Here is a 17,896-nt window from a genome sequence, read left to right on the forward strand (position 1 = left end):
TCAGGTCTCCTTCAGATTGGTCGTGGCGAGCAGCGCGATCGCCACGACCTTGAGGCCACAAGGCACAGCCGCATAAAGCAGCGTGAGAAGCATCAGAGCTTCGGGCGGGTGAGTGGCCGCCGCACTGTCGAACCCTGCCCGCTCAAGTGCGGGCAACAGGGTGACGGCGGCAAAGGCCAGGGTAAATTTCGAAACAAAGGACCAGAGGCCAAACCCTTCGGCAGCCGAGGGGCTGATGCGGGCCATGCGGCTGGCAAAGACCGCGGGCAGAACTGTCAGATCCGCGCCCAACGTGGCGCCAGACAACGCGCAAATGACCGCGAAAGCCATCCAGTCGCCAGACCCCAACGTGACGGCCCATCCGAAGGCGAGGATGGCCAGCACCATCGCGCTCAGCAAAACCGGCTTTGGACCATATTGCTCGGCCAAACGGCCCCAGATGGGTGCGGCGATAGCGGCACACAGAAAGAACAACAGCAACAACGGCCCCTCGAACCCCGGTGCGTCCAAACGGCTTTCAACGAAGAACAGAAAAAGCGTGGAACTGACCGCAACGGGCGCTGCGTTGACCAAGGCAATCAACAGCAGCTTGCGCGCCAGCGCATCGCCCAGCACCGCCTTGAACCCGACCGAAGGGGGCAAGCCATCACTCACCCATTCGCCGCGCATCATCATGATGGCAGCAAGAGCCAACACGGCAAATCCAACAGCAAACCCGGCAAACGGCGCGTCCATGAACCCGCCAAGCATGACCGGAGTAATGGCCGCCACGCAAACGCCCAGCAACGCACCGGTTTCGCGCCAGCGCGCCAGCATCAAGTGCCCTTGCCCGGGCAAACGGTCCGCCTTGACCACACCCTGGGCATAGAAGTTGATGGTTAGGAAACTGAAGGCCGAAAATACGCCTGTCAGCATCAGTGCGAACCAGATCAGGGGCGGCAGCAGCGGTGGCACTGCAAAAAGGCCCAACATGGACAGCGCCATGACGGTGCACCCGATCAGCACGGCCACACCGCGCCGGGACCGCAGCGCCTCGGACAGCCGCCCGAACAGCGGGTCTTGCACAACGTCGAGCAGGCGCAATCCGAACAAAACAGCGCCCAGCGCCGCCAGCGATACCCCGTATTCGTCGACATAGAATTTCGGCGCATGGATATAGATTGGCAGCCCGGCCGCACTCAGCAACGCGGCAAAGACCGCGTAAGCCGGAAGTCGTTGGGGCTGCGTGTTGCTCACCGCGACACCTCCTCGGACGGTGGCACGGGGCGGGCGCGATACGTTGCACGTTTCCACCACAGCTTTATCGCCTGCCAGTGAATCAAGGCCAGCACACGGCGTGATCCAAACGGGCGGCGCAGGGCGGCGCGCAAAATGGCACGGTTGGTGAGGGCACATCGACGTCCCGTGAGTGTGGCAATCAGCCCGCCCTCACCGTCTCGGGAATAGTCGATCCAGACCCCAATCCGGTCGTCCCGAATATCAAAACGAAACTCGTAACTGCCTTCGATGGGTTGGAAGGGTGACACATGAAGTATCTTGGTGGCGCGCAACCGGTCCTCGGGCGCGATGGGACGCAGATCGGAATGGTTCACAAGATAACTGTGCCGGTCGCAGAACGTGTTTGTCACCTCGGCAATGACCGCGATCATCTGATCATCGGCGCGGCGGCACAGCCAGAAACTGACCGGGTTGAACACGTGGCCAAGCACCTTGGGCTGGGCCAGGAGTTCGATCTTGGTCACGCCTGTGACCTGATGAGCCTGCAACACCTCGCGCACCCACGGCGCACCTCGACCAGCCTTCGGCGCACCGCCATGATCCTTGTCATCAAGCGCCATTAGCCCACGCCGATTGCGCCCGAACAGGCGCGGGACACGCAAGTCCGCCTCGGCATCCAGCAGCATGTAGTCCACGCTGTAGCGGAAGGCGTTTTCGATGCCTCCCTTGCGCCCGTGAAAGGTCACGCCTGCGATATGATCGACCGTGGCCGTCATTCCGCAGCCACCTGCATCTGCGGTGCGCGCAGCAGGGCGCGGGCCACATCAAGCCCTGCCGTCAGCCCGTCCTCGTGGAACCCGTGGCGCATCCAAGCACCACAATACCACGTGTTGTTTGCCCCGTTCATCGCGCGCACCTGATCCTGCGCGGCAAGTGCGGCCAGATCATAGACCGGGTGGCGCAGCACGGTCTGGTCATAGATCAACTCTTCACGGATCGTGCGTTTTGTATTCAGTGTGACGAAATGCATGTCGTCCATCGGGATTGGTTGCAGCGAGTTGATCCAATATGTCAGGTCGATGCGATCCGAATGGACGTTCTTGTCCTCTGTATACACCCAGCTGGACCAGACCTGAGAATGCTGCGGCATAATGGCCGCATCACAGTGCAACACAACGTCATTGGGTTGGTACTTCACCGCTCCCAAAGCGGCCTGTTCCTCAACCGTTGGATCGGCCAGCAGCGACAAGCTGTCATCGGAATGCGTGGCAAAGACCACGTCGTCAAACATCTCCCACTCGCCACCCCAGGCCTTGACCTCCGCACCACCCGCCGTGCGGCGGACGGATTGGACAGGCGCCCCAAGCCGGATGTCGACACCGTTGCCCAGCATTGCAGCTTCGATGCGACGCACATATTCAACCGATCCACCGTCAACGGTGTACCATTGGTGCTGGCCCGAGTGATGCAGCAGGGCATGGTTCTCAAAGAACTGGATCATGGCATGCGCCGGGAAATCCATGATCTTTTCGACCGGCGTGGACCAGATCGCGCCGCTGAGCGGTAACAGGTAATAGTCCCGGAACCAGTCCCCCGTTCCCATGACATCAAGGAACTGGGCAATGGTGCGTGTGCGATCCTCGTTCGCGACGCGCAAGGCATTCTTGTTGAAGCGCATGATGTCACGGAACATGCCAAGGAATTTGGGGTTCAGTGCGTTGCGGCGTTGCGCGAACACGGCGCCCAGGCTGGCCAAGCCATATTCCAGCCGCCCGCCGTCGATGGATGCACCAAAGCTCATGCTGGATTTGACGACCGGCACGTCCAGTTCATCAAACAACCGCGCCATGTTTGGATAGTTCGCATAGTTGAATACGAGGAAACCGGTATCGACCGGTTGATCGCCCCTTTTGCCGGCCATGATTGTACGGGCATGGCCGCCCAGACGCGGTTCGGCCTCGAAAAGGGTCACGATGTTGTCGGACGCCAGCGTATGCGCTGCACCCATTCCGGAAATCCCGCCCCCGATGACGGCGATGCGTTTCGGTGCGGTCATGGCGTGTTCAAATGGCATAAGTGGTTTTTGTCCCGTACGTCCCAAGGTTTGATTTGTTTACGGAGGGATGACGCAAACGGATGTACAAAAACCAGACATTTATTTTTGATCCGAGACGCCTTGTGTCGCGTAGACGGAATATGTTTGCGGGTTTAGACACGTCTGAAATAGATGCGCAGTCCGCCGTCGGGGTCTTTCCGAGGGCGGTAACAGGACCGGCACTCATGCAAGAGAGCGATGGAAAACGGATGCAGTGGGTCAGCCACATGGTCCGGATTCGTGACGACAGGGATCAGGCGGCCTTCGCCGCGCTGTTCGCCCACTTTGCCCCACGGGTCAAAGGGTTCCTGATGAAGTCAGGCGCGGATGCGTCGCTCGCAGAAGAATGCGCGCAAGAGGTCATGGCGACCTGCTGGCACAAAGCGCACATGTTTGACCCCGCGCGGGCCTCGGTGGCGACCTGGATATTCACCATCGCGCGGAATCGAAAGATTGACGTGCTGCGCAAGCAGCGCCGCCCCGAGCCCGAAGACCTGGCATGGGGCCCCGAAGAAGAACCTGATCAGGCCGATGTGATGGCCATGCAGCAGGAAAGTGAACAGTTGGGTCAGGCAATCGCAGAATTGCCGGAAGCCCAGCGGGAACTGATACAAAAGGCGTATTTTGGGGACCTGTCCCACAGTGAAATCGCCGCTCAAACCGGTCTGCCCCTGGGCACGATCAAATCTAGGATTAGATTGGCGTTGGAAAGACTGCGCCACGCGATGAAGTGACGGATATGGAACAAAAGATCACACATCACCTGACGGACGAGATCCTGATGGGCTATGCAGCCGGGACGCTGCCAGAGGCGTTCAACCTAATGGTGGCGACGCACGTATCTCTGTGCGACGAGTGTCGCGCGCGAGTGGAAAGTTACGACGCTGTCGGCGGGGCCGTGCTTGAGGAAGCACCAGACCACGACATGGCGCTTGCCCCAGGAAGTTTCGCAGCAACAATGGCATTGATCGCAGGCGGTGCCCCAGAAGAGATTCGCACCCAACGCCCTCAAGACGCAGTGCTGCCGCAACCGCTGCAGGATTACGCCGGCGGCGGTATCGACAGCATCAAGTGGCGTGCGGTTGGCATGGGTGTAAAGCAAGCCATTCTGCCAACGTCCAAGGACGCTTCGGCGCGGCTTCTCTACATACCTGCTGGCGCTGCCATGCCCGATCACGGTCACCACGGGATCGAGATGACGATGGTCCTGCAAGGCGCATTCCAGGACGAAGACGACTATTTCGCCCGCGGCGATGTCGAAGTGGCTGACAGTAACTTACATCACACGCCAGTGGCCGATATCCACGAGGATTGCATTTGTCTGGCTGTCACCGACGCGCCATTGCGCTTCCAGGGCCTGCTTCCAAAGATTGCCCAACGTTTCGCAAGGATCTGACCGTGTAAGGCGGAGGTCTCCTCCGCTCGTTCTGCGCGCCAACACCTTTTTGTAAGGCGGACGTGTCGTCCGCCAAAACGGCCATGGTCGAATCGCGGGGTCGCATGCTAAGTTTTGTGGCATGAACACCCACACCCCCAATATACGTCCCGTGATCCGGCAATTGGACGATGCAGCGATCAATCGCATTGCGGCAGGTGAAGTGGTGGAACGACCCGCCTCAGCGGTCAAGGAGCTGGTCGAAAACGCCGTTGATGCCGGGGCCAAGCGCATCTCGGTCGATATCGCTGACGGCGGCAAGACACTGATCCGGGTGACGGACGATGGCTGCGGTATCGCGGCAGAGGATCTGCCACTCGCCCTCAGCCGCCATGCGACGTCCAAGATTGACGGCAGTGATCTACTCAATATCCACACCTTTGGCTTCCGGGGCGAGGCACTGCCAAGTCTGGGCGCCGTGGGCCGCCTGACCATCACCAGCCGTGTGCCGGGCGAGGACGCAGCCGAGATCAGCGTCGCTGGGGGAACGGCCAGCGCCGTCAAACCGGCAGCATTGAACGCAGGCACGGTCATCACCCTGCGCGATCTGTTCTTTGCCACGCCCGCGCGTCTGAAATTCCTTCGCACCGACCGGGCCGAGGCGCAGGCGATCACGGATGTCATCAAGCGTCTGGCTATGGCCGAACCCTATGTGCGGTTCGAGCTGCGCGATGTGTCAAACGACCCCCGCACCGTCTTCAAGGTCGAGGCACAGACCGGTGACGTGATGGATGCGCTCAAGGGACGTTTGCGCGACACACTTGGTCAAGATTTCACGGACAACGCCATCCCGATTGATACAGAGCGGGACGGTCTGCACCTAACCGGCTATGCGGCCTTGCCCACCTACTCCCGCGGTGCGGCGGTGACCCAGTTCCTGTATGTGAACGGGCGCCCTGTGAAGGACAAACTTCTGACAGGCGCGCTGCGGGCTGCCTATTTCGACTTCCTCAGCCGTGACCGGCACCCGGCGGCGGCCTTGTTCATCGACTGCGATCCGCAGCTTGTGGACGTCAACGTACACCCGGCCAAATCCGAGGTGCGCTTTCGCGATCCCGGAACCGCGCGCGGGTTGATCGTGTCCGGCCTCCGTCACGCGCTGGCAAATGCTGGTCACCGCGCCTCGACCACCGTGGCGGGAGCGACATTGGGGGCCATGCGCCCAGAGCCAACCGAGCCGCGCGTTTACCAGATGGACCGGCCCAGCCTCGGGCCACGTGTGCCAATCGAAACCGGCTTTGCCGAGATGGCGCAAGATTATAGCGCGCGGGTGGTTGAACCTGCACCAATGCCCGAGCCGGAGACCGATCCAAGCGACCTCCCCCTTGGTGTCGCACGAGGGCAAGTGCATGAGAACTATATCGTGGCACAGACGGCGACCGGCATGGTGATCGTTGACCAGCACGCCGCCCACGAACGCCTGGTCTATGAAAAACTGAAGACCCAGATGGCCGAGAACGGCGTTGCCGCGCAGGCATTGCTGATCCCCGAGATTGTAAGTCTATCCTCGGGCGACTGCGCACGTCTGTTGGAGATTGCAGATGATCTGGCCCGCTTTGGCCTCGGCATCGAAGCCTTTGGCGGGGATGCCGTTGCGGTCCGCGAAACCCCCGCCATCCTGGGTGAGGTTGATGCCAAGGCCATGATCCACGACATTTTGGACGAGCTGGCCGATCTGGGGTCATCGCAATCCGTTCAGGCAAGGGTCGAGGCGATCCTGTCCCGCGTGGCCTGTCACGGGTCGATCCGATCGGGCCGTCGGATGCGTGCCGAAGAGATGAACGCCCTGCTTCGCGAAATGGAAGCGACACCGCATTCCGGCCAGTGCAATCACGGGCGGCCCACTTATGTAGAGTTGAAGCTAGCCGACATTGAACGATTGTTTGGGCGCACATGATCCGGATTGGCGATACGACATTGGACACCAGCGATCCGCTGGTGATGGCAGCCCTGATCGGAGCAGCGTCCCTTTTGGTGATCATGATCCTTCTGATCATGGCGCTACGGGCCGCCGGTCGTTCAGCCCGTGCCACAGCTCCGCTCGCCCAGCAAATGGGGTATCTCGGCCAACACGTTCAGGGGCTGGCGCAGGGGCAGGAGGGCTTGCGCGCCTCGATCCAAACCGTGTCGGACACGGCCACCAACGGACAAGCACAATTGGCTCAAACCGTCGAACAGCGGTTGAGCGCGGTGCAGCAGCAGATGCAGGAACGGCTTGCGGACAACGCGATGCGCAGCCAGCGCGCAATGACGGACATGCAGGAACGCATGAAGGAATCCCTGCATGGCTCCTCCAAGCAGACCACTACCAGCCTGACGCAATTGCAGGAACGCCTCGCCGCCATCGACAAGGCGCAGGACAACATCACCAAGCTGTCCGGCGATGTGCTCAGCCTGCAGGACATCCTGTCGAACAAACAGACGCGCGGCGCCTTTGGCGAGATCCAGCTGCGCGACATCGTGGGAAAAGCCCTACCAAAGGACAGCTATGCATGGCAGCCTACCCTGTCCAACGGCAAGCGAGCCGACTGTATGGTGCATCTGCCGAACCCGCCTGGGCCGATTGTCATCGATTCAAAGTTTCCGTTGGAAGCCTACGAGGCATTGCGCCGCGCCGAGACGGACCATGAGTTAAAACAGGCCGTGGCATCCATGAAAACGGCCGTGAAAAAGCACATCGCTGATATCTCGGACAAGTACATCATCGAAGGGGAAACGGCGGACGGCGCATTGATGTTCCTGCCGTCCGAAGCGGTCTATGCCGAGTTGCACGCCAACTTCCCCGACCTTGTGCGTGAAGGGTTCGACAAACGGGTTTGGATCGTGTCGCCCACCACCTGCATGGCCACGCTGAACACGATGCGCGCGATCCTCAAGGATGCGCGGATGCGCGAACAGGCGGGGGCGATCCGCAAGGAATTGTCGATGCTGGTGACTGACGTGGACCGGCTTGGCACGCGGGTTGGCAATCTGGACCGACACTTTTCCCAAGCCTCGAAAGATATCGAGGATATCAAGATCAGCGCAGAGAAGGCTGGCAAACGCGCCCATCGCCTCGACAACTTCGACTTTGAAGAGCTGGATGACCAAGGCACGCTCGCGCTGAACAGCCGCCCACCTGCCGCGGAATGACCCCACAGGCGCAACGCATTTTCTTCGAAGCCGAAGCGCAGGCCGAATGGTTCATCGGCATCCTGCGCATGGTTATGTCAACGTCCCTTGCTGTCGTTCTGTTCGTGACCGTCTGGTTCACCGGGCTACCAGAATCCGAGGCTTTGGAATCGCAGCTTGTATATGCCGCGATGACCATGGTGAGCTATTTCGCCCTTGGCCTTGTCATTATCTTCGTGATCCGAACAGGCCAGTTTCGCGCATGGATGGCGTGGCCATCGGCCTTGATCGACTGTGTGTTCATCCTGTTGGGGTCGTGGCTGAGCCTATCCAACATGGGGCTGTCGGGCCAATTTGTTGCAGCCTTTCCAACCATCTGGCTGATCCCCGTGGTGCTGGCCTGTGGCGCGCTTCGGTTCAATCCCGCGCTTCTGGCGTGCATGTCGCTTGTGCTGGTCACAGGCTTTGCCGCCATCCTGACCATCCCCTTTCTGGCGACGGAGGCCGAAGCACGTGCGGGATTGATCTTTCTCTTTGGGTGGCCACCAAACTTTGTGCGTATCGTCATGATCTCATTGGCGGCGATGGTGCTTGTCTTTGCGTCGATGCGGATTCGCGCGCTGCTGCGTCGCTCGATTGACGAGGCAGAGGCGCGAGGGCAGCTGACCCGTTTTCTACCGTCCGAACTGAATGATCAGCTTTCCGCCCGCGGGATCGAGGCCATGCGCGGGGGCCATCAGCAGCGGATGGCTATTCTCTTTGTGGATATCCGTGGGTTCACCTCCATGGCCGAAAACATGAGCGCGCCCGACCTGTCCGCCTTTCTGGGGCGCTACCGGGCCCACATTTCGAAGTCGGCAGACGCGACGGGTGGTATTGTGGACAAATTCGTCGGTGACGGCGCGATGGTGGTCTTTGACGACAGCCATGGTGACGCTGCCACCTGCGCAGTCGCCTTTGCCAATGACCTGCTTGAGCATATCAATGACGTGCGTTTGGGGATCGGCATCCATCTGGGCGAGGTGTTTGTGGGTGTCGTCGGTGATGAGGGTCGGTTGGAGTATACCGTTCTAGGCGATGCCGTGAATGTCGCCGCCCGGCTCGAAACGGCAACAAAGACGCAAGGCGTGACGTTGCTGATCTCGGACGCGGTCATGAAAGGGCTGGAGAACGTCGGCGCAGGCTGGCAAGCGTTTCCATCATTGGTGCTGCCCGGACGCCAGGAAACGATCTCGGCTTGGGGGATGATCGCAGCAGTGGCGGACGGCACGTCCGCCTTACAGGGAGTTCCAGCGTATAAAAGGGGCTGAGAACACCTTCGCCTTACCCGTCGGTCGCAGCACGATACCAAGCCACGATGGCCGCCCGTTCCTCGTCTTCCATATAGCTGAGGTTGGCGGGCGGCATCGCGTGGCTGACGCCTGATTGCAGGTAAACGGCCTGCGCATTGCGCGTCAGGTCCGCTTCGGTTTCCAGCACGACCCCCTTGGGTGCCCAGTGCAACCCAGGCCAGCTAGGTTCTGCCGCGTGGCACATGCTGCACCGGCCCAGCACAATGTTGTGCACATCCGGGAATCCTTCGGCTTGTGCAAAGCGTGTCACCACTGCCGCCTCGCGCTCATCTGATGGCGCAACGCTCAGCCACGCGATTAGGATGAACAGGATCACCGTCACACCCCAAGTCCAATGCGGATTGCCCTTGCGCGCGTGATGCGTGTTGAACCAGTGCCGGATCGTGACACCCATCAGGAAGACAAGCGACGCAATCACCCAGTTCCACTCACTGGCAAAGGCCAGCGGGTAGTGGTTGCTCAGCATCAGGAAGATGACAGGCAAGGTCAGGTAGTTGTTATGGGTCGAGCGCTGCTTGGCGATCTTGCCATAGATCGCATCCGGCGTCCGGCCTGCCATCAGAGCGGCCACCACGATCTTCTGGTTCGGGATGATTATGAAGAACACGTTGCCCGACATGATCGTGGCGGTGAACGCCCCCAGATGCAGCAGCGCGGCACGCCCCGTGAACACATGGCTATAGAACCAAGCCATCGCCACGAGAACACCAAATAGCGCCACCATCAGCACTGTCTGGTCCGCGTTCACAAAGGCCTTGCAAAGCGTGTTGTAGATCAGCCAACCGGCGGCCAGCGACACCAGCGACAGGCCCACCGCCTGCCACGTGGCCAGCTCCATCACGTTGGGATCGATCAGGTAGAACTCGGCCCCCAGATAATAAACAAGCACCAGAAGGATGAACCCGCTGATCCACGTCCAGTAGCTTTGCCACTTATGCCAGATCAGCCCATCGGGCATATTGTCTGGCGCCACCAGGTATTTCTGGATGTGATAGAACCCACCACCATGGACCTGCCATTCTTCGCCATCCGCCCCGCTTTTCAGGTTGCGGTCGCGGTGCAGGCCCAAGTCCAACGCGATGAAATAGAAGGACGATCCGATCCACGCGATAGCGGTGATCACGTGCAGCCAGCGCACCGCAAATTCCAGCCACACGCCCATGGCAGCGAAGTCGTACATGTTGGCGTCCTTTCGTTCCCGAGCGCCAAACTAGACAGGGCGCGCGGGATACGAAAGGGGACTGGGGCTCTGCCCCAGGCTTTCGGCCTTCCCCGAGGTATTTTTGGCCAGAAGAAGGCCTAGTCGTAGCGCAGTTCCGACGCCTTGCCCTTGAATACCCAGTAGGCCAGCGCCGTGTATCCCCCGATCATGGGAATGACGACAATGGCACCGACAAGGATGATCATCAGGCTCTCGGGCGCGCTCGCCGATTCATAGATCGTCAGCTTTTCAGGAACCACGTAGGGGTAGAAGGAATAGGCGAGGCCGCTGAAGGCCAGAATGAACAGGGTGATGGCATATGCAAACGGCCCTTTCGAACCCGCGTCGGTCGCGTTGGGCAAACGCTGCAACGACCGCCACAGCATCATCACCATCACGGCCGACAGGATGGGCAGCGGAGCGAGCAGCAGGATTTCAGGATAGGTGAACCACTTGTCAAAAATCCGCGCGCTGACCAGCGGTGTGGCAAGCGATACGGCCCCCAGACCCAAGACCAATCCCCAGATGCCGCCCTTGGCCCAGTCCACCGCCTTGCCCTGCAGGATGCCTTCGGTCTTGATGATCAGCCAGCAGGCGCCGATCATGGAATAGGCAACGGTCAGGAACACCGCCGTGATCATCGCAAAGGCCCAGGTGCCCAGCGTGCTTTCCAGCCCCATCACGTATTTGCCCAGCATGAAGCCTTGGCTGAGCGACGTCATCAACGAGCCGATGAAGAACAGCCAGTTCCAAGTGGCCTTGTGCGGGGTGGGCGCCTTGACCCGGAATTCGAACGCGACGCCGCGCAGGATCAACCCGATCAGCATGATCGCAACAGGCAGGTACAGCGCCGTCAGGATCGTGCCGTGGGCCGTCGGGAAGGCCACAAGCAGAAGGCCAATGGCCAGCACCAGCCATGTTCTCGTTGGCATCCCAGAACGGACCGATGGACGCCACCATCATGTCCTTTTCCTCATCCGTGGCAAAGGGGAACAACACCCCGACGCCCAGATCGAAACCATCAAGGACCACATAAATCAGGATCGACACGCCCATGAGCGCGGCAAAGGTGAAAGGCAGCCAGACCGCCGGATCGCCAAAAAGTTCCATCTATCCTACTCCGCAGGAATTTCGCGGGTGACCGCGTGACCAGACAACGGGGTGCGGGGCCGCGGGACATCACCGTCCACCGCCTTGCGCGCCAGGAAGAAGAGCACGCCGATATAGGCGGACAGCAGCAGCGCATAGATCGACAGATACGCGCCCAGCGTCGTGCCCACGAAAGGTGCAGGCACATCCGCCACCGCCATTTCGGTGGTCAGCACGCCTTGCACCAGCCAAGGCTGACGCCCGATCTCGGTCGTGTACCAGCCTGCCAAGGTCGCCACCCAGCCGGAAAAGGCCATCGGCACCATGGCAAGCATCATAAGCTTCGGCACGCCCTCCGGTCCGCGCCGTTTGCGCAGCATGAGGATGGCGGCGCCCCAGCTCAGGAACAGCATGGCAAAGCCCGTGCCGACCATAATGCGGAAGGACCAGAAAACAGGGGCAACAGGCGGGTGCATCACCTCACCCTCTTCGGTGACAAAGTCGTTCAGACCGGGCACCACGCCTTCGGCTTTGTGCTTGAGGATAATGGAGGCCATGTTGGGAATGGCCACTTCCATGCGGTTCTCGCGGGCTTCCTCGTCCGGAAGGGCAAACAGCAAGAGCGGCACATGTGATTGGGTGTCCCAGTTCCCTTCCATCGCCGCAACCTTCTGCGGCTGGTGTTCCAACGTGTTCAGGCCATGCATATCGCCCATGAAAATCTGTAACGGGATCAGCAAAGCGCCCATGTAGACACCGGTTTTCATGGTCACGTGTACGCTTTTGCTGCGGTCCCCGAGCAGCCAGCGGAATGCGCTCAACCCCGCAATCAGGAACGCGACGGTCAATCCCGACGCCAGCAGCATGTGGGACAGACGATAAGGCATGGATGGGTTGAATATGATCTCGAACCAGCTGGTGGCATGGGCCACGCCCTCGCGCATTTCGAACCCTTGGGGCGTGTGCATCCAGCTGTTCAATACCAGGATCCAGAAGGCAGACATGGTGGTGCCAAAGGCCACTAAGAACGTTGCCAGAGTGTGCAACCACCCTGGCACACGGGAAAAGCCGAACAGCATGATGCCCAGAAACACGGCCTCGAGGAAAAAGGCGGTCATCACCTCATAGGCCAGAAGCGGCCCTGCGATGTTGCCCACCGTTTCCATGAAGCCGGGCCAGTTGGTTCCGAATTGGAACGACATGGTGATGCCCGACACAACGCCCATGGCAAAGCTCAGGGCAAACACCTTGACCCAGAACCGGTAGGCCTCCATCCACCGCGCATTGCCTGTCGCGTTGAAACGCAGTTTGAAGAACAAAAGCACCCAGCCCAGGGCAATCGTGATCGTCGGGAACAGGATGTGGAATGAGATATTGGCCCCGAACTGAATTCGGGAAAGCATGAGGGTGTCCATGCGAGGTCTCCGCTTGAGAACGGTTACGTGTTTGGTCTTGAGCCAAATATAGAAACTGCACGCAGCAGATCAGCGGGGGTGCGACAGGGTGCGCAGGCGCGTTTTGTCACACGAGGTTGCCGCGGTTTGGGGCATCCGTGTCAGTTGGATGCTAGCTGGGCTGCTGGGTCAAGGGAGAGTCCGCTTTGCGGCGATCAGTTGAAACCACAGGGACAAACCTGACCTTTATCATTGCCTATTGGAGGTCCGCTTCTCCTATTCTCCTGACCTAGGGCTTGAACGATAAGCTACAGATCCACAGTTGTACGGCAAGGGAGAGTGTGGCGGTGTTCGTGAAAACTTTGAAATTGTTAACCCTAGCAGTTGCTGCTGTTTGGGCTTCTGCGTTTGTGATGGCATGGGCTTCGCCCATGTCCTACCTGAAGCTGCAATCACAACTTGGCATTACGCCGATTTCAATTTCATGGGCCCTCGATCTCGCTAATGAGGACTTGCTCTCAGGAACATACGAGGTATGCAAACAGCCAGTCCTTTTCGCTTGGTACGGTAGCTTTGGTGGCGGCCCCGTGTTGCCCGATGAACTAACAGTCCCCGCTTCGGCTGAATTTGACAAAGTAGTTCTATTTCGCTCCGGTATCATTCGTGAAAGCACACAGACAGCGCTCGACAAGATGGCGATCTTCAATGAGATAACCCATACTCGTTGTTTCGCTGAGGCCGAAAGCTGACATTTGCGCACCTTGCGGCATCATGCACTTTGGGCTCCAAACCAAACACTTGTCACCACACAATCAACCCAAGCCGGGGTCGATCAAACAGCCGCCAATCCCGCATCCAATGCACTCAGCACATGGGCAATCTCACCTTCCGTCACCACCAGCGGGGGTGACATCATGATGTTGTTGCCCCCGATCCGAACCATCGCACCGGCCTCGTAGGTGGCCTTGTGCATGCGCTTCATCGCCTCCGCATCCAACGGTGTCTTGGACGCCCGATCACTGACCAGTTCCACACCCGTCATCAACCCGTGCCCACCGCGGACATCCCCGACAATGTCATACTTCTCCATCAGGGCCACACAGCCCTCAAACAGCTGGGTGCCGCGCGGACCCGCATTGGCCTTGGTGTCCAACCGCAAGGTCTCTTCCAGACACGCCGTCACCGCCGCCGCCCCCACCGGGTGCGCCGAATAGGTGTAGCCGTGGAAAATCGCACCATCTGCATCCGCTTTTTCGAACACGTCGGCCACCGCCTCGCTCATCAATGCAGCGCCCACGGGGAAGTAGCCCGAGGTGATGCCCTTGGCGCAACTCATCATGTCGGGCTGCACACCCCAGTGACGCGAGCCTGACCAGTCGCCTGTCCGACCAAAGCCGGTGATCACCTCGTCCGCGATCATCAGAATGCCATGGCGATCACAAATCTCGCGCATCAGCGGCATGAATGTCTCGTGCGGGACAATGACACCGCCGGCGCCTTGAATGGGTTCCATGATAAAGGCGGCAATGCTGCCAGGCCCCTGGAATTGGATCTCGTCCTCCATCGCAGCAGCAACATTCTGGGCCAGCAACGCCGGGTCCGTCTCGTCAAACGGGTTGCGGTACGGATAGGGCGACGGCAGGTGGAAACAGCCTGGCATCAGCGGTTCATAGGCGATGCGGAATCGGTTGTTGCCATTGACCGATGCCCCGCCGAAATGCGTACCGTGATAGCCCTTCTTCAGCGACAGGAACTTGGTGCGCGTCGGCTCGCCCTTGATCCGGTGGTACTGGCGGGCAAGGCGCAAGCAGGTTTCAACCGAATCCGATCCGCCCGAGGTAAAGAACACCCGCGCCATTCCATCCGCCTCAAAGAACGACCGCACGGCATAAGATGCCTCAATGGCTGTCGGGTTCGATGTGCCAAAAAAGGCCGAGTAATAGGGCAGGTCATACAGCTGCTTGGCAATCGCGTCTTTCACAGCGTTGTTCGAATAGCCAAGACTGACGCACCAAAGGCCCCCAACCGCATCGACAGTCTTGTGCCCGTCAATGTCCTCGATCACGGACCCTTCGGCGCCGGTGATGATGGTGGGCACATGGGCCATCGCCTCGCCAGGGTGGCCCATCGGGTGCCACATGTGGCGGGCATTGTTGGCGCGCAGGAAATTGTCGTCTTTCATCGGTGGCCCTCCATCGGTTTCCCCACACAAGGCCACGAACCACGGCACCGCACAATCCAAATTGAAACCGATTGCATAATTTTTCAGCACACAGCACAGTCTGCGACCAGAGAAACAGACGCAGCCACGGGCCACACGTTCCGTCCCGGATCGCCACCCCATAAGGTCGCGCAGTAACATCTGGGAGATACCTATGCTCAAACGCACCCTCGCCGCCTTTGCGGCAACGGCCACGCTGGCAACCTCTGCCATGGCCGAAACCGACGTGCCCTTTGCACTCGACTGGAAATTCGAAGGGCCCGCCGCCCCCTATTTCACCGCCATAGACAACGGCCATTTCGGAGCCGCGGACCTCAACGTCGCAATTTCCGCTGGCCAAGGCTCGCTTGACGCGATTCCAAAGGTCGCCTCGGGCGCGTTCCCCATGGGCTTTGCCGACATCAACAGCCTCGTCAAATTCCTCGACCAGAACCCCGGTGCCCCCGTAACGGCCGTCATGATGGTCTATGACAAGCCACCCTTCGCCATTGTGGGCCGCAAATCGCTGGGCGTGAGCGAACCCAAAGACCTCGAAGGCCGCGTGCTGGGGGCCCCACCCCCGATGGCGCGTGGGCGCAGTTCCCGGCCTTTGCCACCGCCAACAACCTCGACGTGGACAAGATCACGGTCGACCCCGTTGGCTTTCCGACACGCGAACCGATGCTGGCCGAAGGCAACGTGGCGGCCGTCACCGGCTTCAGCTTCTCGTCCTTCCTGAACCTCGTGCGCCTTGGCGTGCCAGAGGAAGACATCTCGACCATCCTCATGGCGGATTACGGGCTTGAGCTCTATGGCAACGCGATCATCGTCAACACAGACTTTGCCAGCGCGAACCCAGAGATCGTGACCAGCTTCCTCACCGCCATCGCCGCCGGTTGGAAAGACGCCATTGCCGATCCCGAAGCGGCCATTGCCAGCCTAATCGAACGCAACCCCGCCGCCGACGCAGGGCTTGAACAGCGCCGCCTGCAACTGGCCATCGACGCCAATGTGCTGACGGACAACGTGGCAACCAACGGCATGGGCGGCGTGGATGCGGCCCGCATGGACACCGCACTGGGTCAACTGACCGAGACGTACGAGTTCCAGAACGCACCCAACGCCAGCCTCTATTTCACCGACGCATACCTGCCTGCGGCAGACCTGCGGATGCTGAAGTAACACCCAACGCGCACGCCCGGGAACAAACATGAGCAACCTCATCGAGATCAAGGGCGTGCGCCACGCCTACAAAACCCCCTCGGGCCCGTTGCCCGTGCTCGACGGGCTGGAGCTTTCCGTGCCGGAAGGTGGCTTCGCCGCCGTGGTCGGCCCGTCGGGCTGCGGCAAGTCCACCCTGACACGGTTGGTCGCGGGCCTGATGAAACCGGATGAGGGCGAGGTCTGGCTGCACGGCGATCTGGTCAAAGGCCCCAAGTCCACCGTCGGCATGGCCTTCCAGAACCCCGTTCTGCTCGAATGGCGAACCATCCTGCAAAACGTGATGCTCCCGCTCGAAATCGTCTCGACCGGCATGTCCAAACGCGAAAAGGAAGAGCGCGCGCGCCACCTGCTCGTCCTTGTCGGCCTGAGCGGCTTTGAGGACAAACGCCCTTCCGAGCTTTCGGGTGGTATGCGCCAACGCGCCTCGCTCTGTCGGTCCATCGTGCACAAGCCCGAGGTTCTGATCCTCGACGAACCCTTCGGCGCGCTCGACGCCTTCACGCGTGAAGATCTCTGGCAGACAATGCACAAGGTCAAAGCCGAGGAGCCGTTCACAGGTGTCCTCATCACCCACGATCTGCGCGAAAGCATCTTCCTTGCCGATCAGGTCATCGTCCTGTCTGGCCGCCCGGCCAAGACCCAATACGTCATGGACGTCCACCTCACAGGCGAGCGCGACATCGAAATGCTCTACACCCCCGAAAGTGCCGAAGCACTGAACATCCTGCGGCAGCAGATCCGCATCGCCCAGGGAAGGGACGCCGCATGACCTTCCGCCAGATCGGCGTGCCGCTCGCCGCACTCGTCATATTCGGCCTGTTCTGGGAATGGCTTGTCTGGGTCAACGGCTGGCCCAACTACAAAATGGCGTCCCCGTCGGACATCTGGCCAGCCTTCTGGAAGTTTCGTGGCCTGTTCCTCGAATACGGCTGGGACACGCTGTGGCGCACCGTTGTGGGCCTGCTGTTGTCGGTGGTCTTCGGCGTCTTCCTAGGCATGATCATGGGCCTGTCCAAAACGATGCGCGACGCGCTGTACCCCCTGCTGGTCGGCTTCAATGCAATCCCTAAGGCCACCATCGTGCCCATCATCGCGCTGATGTTCGTGGGCCAGCACGACATGAACACGATCCTGATCGCCTTTCTGATCTCGTTCTTCCCGATCGCCGTATCCGTGTCCATCGGCCTATCTACGTTGGAGCCGGAATACCGCGACATCCTCGCCTCGCTCGGCGCTTCCAAATTCACCATCTTTTGGAAGATCGCGTTACCCAAAACCCTGCCCGAGTTCTTCGGCGCTTTAAAAGTGGCCGTGACCCTCGCCTTCATCGGCACCAACCTGATGGAGATCGTGGAACCGCATGGGCGCGGGTTGGGGCACCTGTTCGACAGCGGCAAGATCAGCGCGGATTACCCGCTGATGTTTGCCGTGCTGATCGCCTTGGCGCTGATGGGCATCGTCCTGTATTACGTCGTTGTCGCCTTGGAAAAGGTGTTCGCCGGCTGGGCCGAGCGCAACCCGACCTGATCCTGCGGAGCGCTGACGCGCACGACATGTTGGAGGGCGCGCTGCCCCCG

The 17,896-nt window shown here is 60.2% G+C and carries 15 protein-coding genes and 2 pseudogenes; 9 read left to right on the plus strand and 8 right to left on the minus strand.

What is annotated here, in order from left to right; genetic code table 11:
* Genes ACZ1HN_RS02320 through ACZ1HN_RS02330 form a run of 3 tightly spaced genes read right to left on the minus strand, consistent with a single transcriptional unit; the run spans position 1 to position 3,292 of the window.
* Entirely contained in the window at positions 1-1,236 is a 1,236-nt protein-coding gene (locus ACZ1HN_RS02320; protein WP_472726333.1) for an MFS transporter, read from the minus strand.
* Positions 1,233-1,994 (minus strand): DUF1365 domain-containing protein, encoded by a 762-nt coding sequence (locus ACZ1HN_RS02325; protein ID WP_472726334.1) that lies wholly within the window; start codon positions 1,992-1,994, stop codon positions 1,233-1,235. The genes ACZ1HN_RS02320 and ACZ1HN_RS02325 overlap by 4 nt, the downstream gene beginning before the upstream one ends.
* Entirely contained in the window at positions 1,991-3,292 is a 1,302-nt protein-coding gene (locus tag ACZ1HN_RS02330) for an NAD(P)/FAD-dependent oxidoreductase (RefSeq protein ID WP_472726335.1), read from the minus strand. The genes ACZ1HN_RS02325 and ACZ1HN_RS02330 overlap by 4 nt, the downstream gene beginning before the upstream one ends.
* A 206-nt stretch (positions 3,293-3,498) precedes the next feature.
* Here ACZ1HN_RS02330 and ACZ1HN_RS02335 point away from each other — a divergent pair, with 206 nt between their 5' ends.
* The 5 genes from ACZ1HN_RS02335 (at position 3,499) to ACZ1HN_RS02355 (ending at position 9,169) form a co-directional block, all read left to right on the plus strand.
* Positions 3,499-4,047, plus strand: a complete 549-nt coding sequence (locus tag ACZ1HN_RS02335) for a sigma-70 family RNA polymerase sigma factor (RefSeq protein WP_299203878.1) — start codon at positions 3,499-3,501, stop codon at positions 4,045-4,047.
* Positions 4,048-4,052: 5 nt separating this feature from the next.
* A complete protein-coding gene (locus tag ACZ1HN_RS02340) occupies positions 4,053-4,709 on the plus strand; it encodes a ChrR family anti-sigma-E factor (protein WP_472726336.1) in 657 nt (218 codons plus the stop codon).
* 121 nt (positions 4,710-4,830) lie between these two features.
* Positions 4,831-6,645 carry a DNA mismatch repair endonuclease MutL gene (gene mutL / locus ACZ1HN_RS02345; RefSeq protein ID WP_472726337.1) on the plus strand — a complete coding sequence of 605 codons (1,815 nt, stop codon included), beginning with the start codon at positions 4,831-4,833 and terminating at the stop codon, positions 6,643-6,645.
* On the plus strand, positions 6,642-7,880 hold the full coding sequence (locus ACZ1HN_RS02350; protein ID WP_472726338.1) for a DNA recombination protein RmuC: 1,239 nt from the start codon (positions 6,642-6,644) through the stop codon (positions 7,878-7,880). Before mutL ends, ACZ1HN_RS02350 begins: the two co-directional genes overlap by 4 nt.
* Positions 7,877-9,169, plus strand: coding sequence for an adenylate/guanylate cyclase domain-containing protein (locus ACZ1HN_RS02355; protein WP_472726339.1), 1,293 nt, complete (start codon positions 7,877-7,879; stop codon positions 9,167-9,169). Before ACZ1HN_RS02350 ends, ACZ1HN_RS02355 begins: the two co-directional genes overlap by 4 nt.
* Positions 9,170-9,182: 13 nt before the next feature.
* Here ACZ1HN_RS02355 and ACZ1HN_RS02360 read toward each other — a convergent pair whose 3' ends face one another.
* The 4 genes and pseudogenes from ACZ1HN_RS02360 to ACZ1HN_RS02375 all read right to left on the minus strand — a co-directional run bounded on the left by ACZ1HN_RS02360 (position 9,183) and on the right by ACZ1HN_RS02375 (position 12,916).
* Positions 9,183-10,391 (minus strand): urate hydroxylase PuuD, encoded by a 1,209-nt coding sequence (locus ACZ1HN_RS02360; protein ID WP_472726340.1) that lies wholly within the window; start codon positions 10,389-10,391, stop codon positions 9,183-9,185.
* A 119-nt stretch (positions 10,392-10,510) separates the two neighbouring features.
* On the minus strand, positions 10,511-11,344 hold the full coding sequence (locus tag ACZ1HN_RS02365; protein ID WP_472726341.1) for a cytochrome d ubiquinol oxidase subunit II: 834 nt from the start codon (positions 11,342-11,344) through the stop codon (positions 10,511-10,513).
* Positions 11,345-11,393: 49 nt separating this feature from the next.
* A pseudogene (locus tag ACZ1HN_RS02370) lies at positions 11,394-11,522 on the minus strand (cytochrome d ubiquinol oxidase subunit II); the annotation flags it as partial.
* Between the two features lie 5 nt (positions 11,523-11,527).
* Positions 11,528-12,916, minus strand: coding sequence for a cytochrome ubiquinol oxidase subunit I (locus ACZ1HN_RS02375; protein ID WP_472726342.1), 1,389 nt, complete (start codon positions 12,914-12,916; stop codon positions 11,528-11,530).
* Positions 12,917-13,236: 320 nt separating this feature from the next.
* On the opposite strand from ACZ1HN_RS02375, the gene ACZ1HN_RS02380 reads away from it, so the two are divergent.
* Positions 13,237-13,644 carry a hypothetical protein gene (locus tag ACZ1HN_RS02380; protein WP_472726343.1) on the plus strand — a complete coding sequence of 136 codons (408 nt, stop codon included), beginning with the start codon at positions 13,237-13,239 and terminating at the stop codon, positions 13,642-13,644.
* An 83-nt stretch (positions 13,645-13,727) separates the two neighbouring features.
* Here ACZ1HN_RS02380 and ACZ1HN_RS02385 read toward each other — a convergent pair whose 3' ends face one another.
* Entirely contained in the window at positions 13,728-15,077 is a 1,350-nt protein-coding gene (locus ACZ1HN_RS02385) for an aminotransferase class III-fold pyridoxal phosphate-dependent enzyme (RefSeq protein WP_472726344.1), read from the minus strand.
* Positions 15,078-15,270: 193 nt separating this feature from the next.
* Between ACZ1HN_RS02385 and ACZ1HN_RS02390 the strand changes: the two are divergent.
* The 3 genes and pseudogenes from ACZ1HN_RS02390 to ACZ1HN_RS02400 all read left to right on the plus strand — a co-directional run bounded on the left by ACZ1HN_RS02390 (position 15,271) and on the right by ACZ1HN_RS02400 (position 17,846).
* Positions 15,271-16,277, plus strand: a pseudogene (locus tag ACZ1HN_RS02390) (ABC transporter substrate-binding protein).
* A gap of 28 nt (positions 16,278-16,305) precedes the next feature.
* Positions 16,306-17,088: an ABC transporter ATP-binding protein gene (locus tag ACZ1HN_RS02395; protein WP_472726345.1), complete on the plus strand. Its 783-nt coding sequence runs from the start codon at positions 16,306-16,308 to the stop codon at positions 17,086-17,088.
* Positions 17,085-17,846 (plus strand): ABC transporter permease, encoded by a 762-nt coding sequence (locus ACZ1HN_RS02400; protein ID WP_472726346.1) that lies wholly within the window; start codon positions 17,085-17,087, stop codon positions 17,844-17,846. The genes ACZ1HN_RS02395 and ACZ1HN_RS02400 overlap by 4 nt, the downstream gene beginning before the upstream one ends.
* Positions 17,847-17,896: the final 50 nt, after the last annotated feature.

The sequence above is a fragment of the Tateyamaria sp. GN1-10 genome (assembly GCF_055693845.1).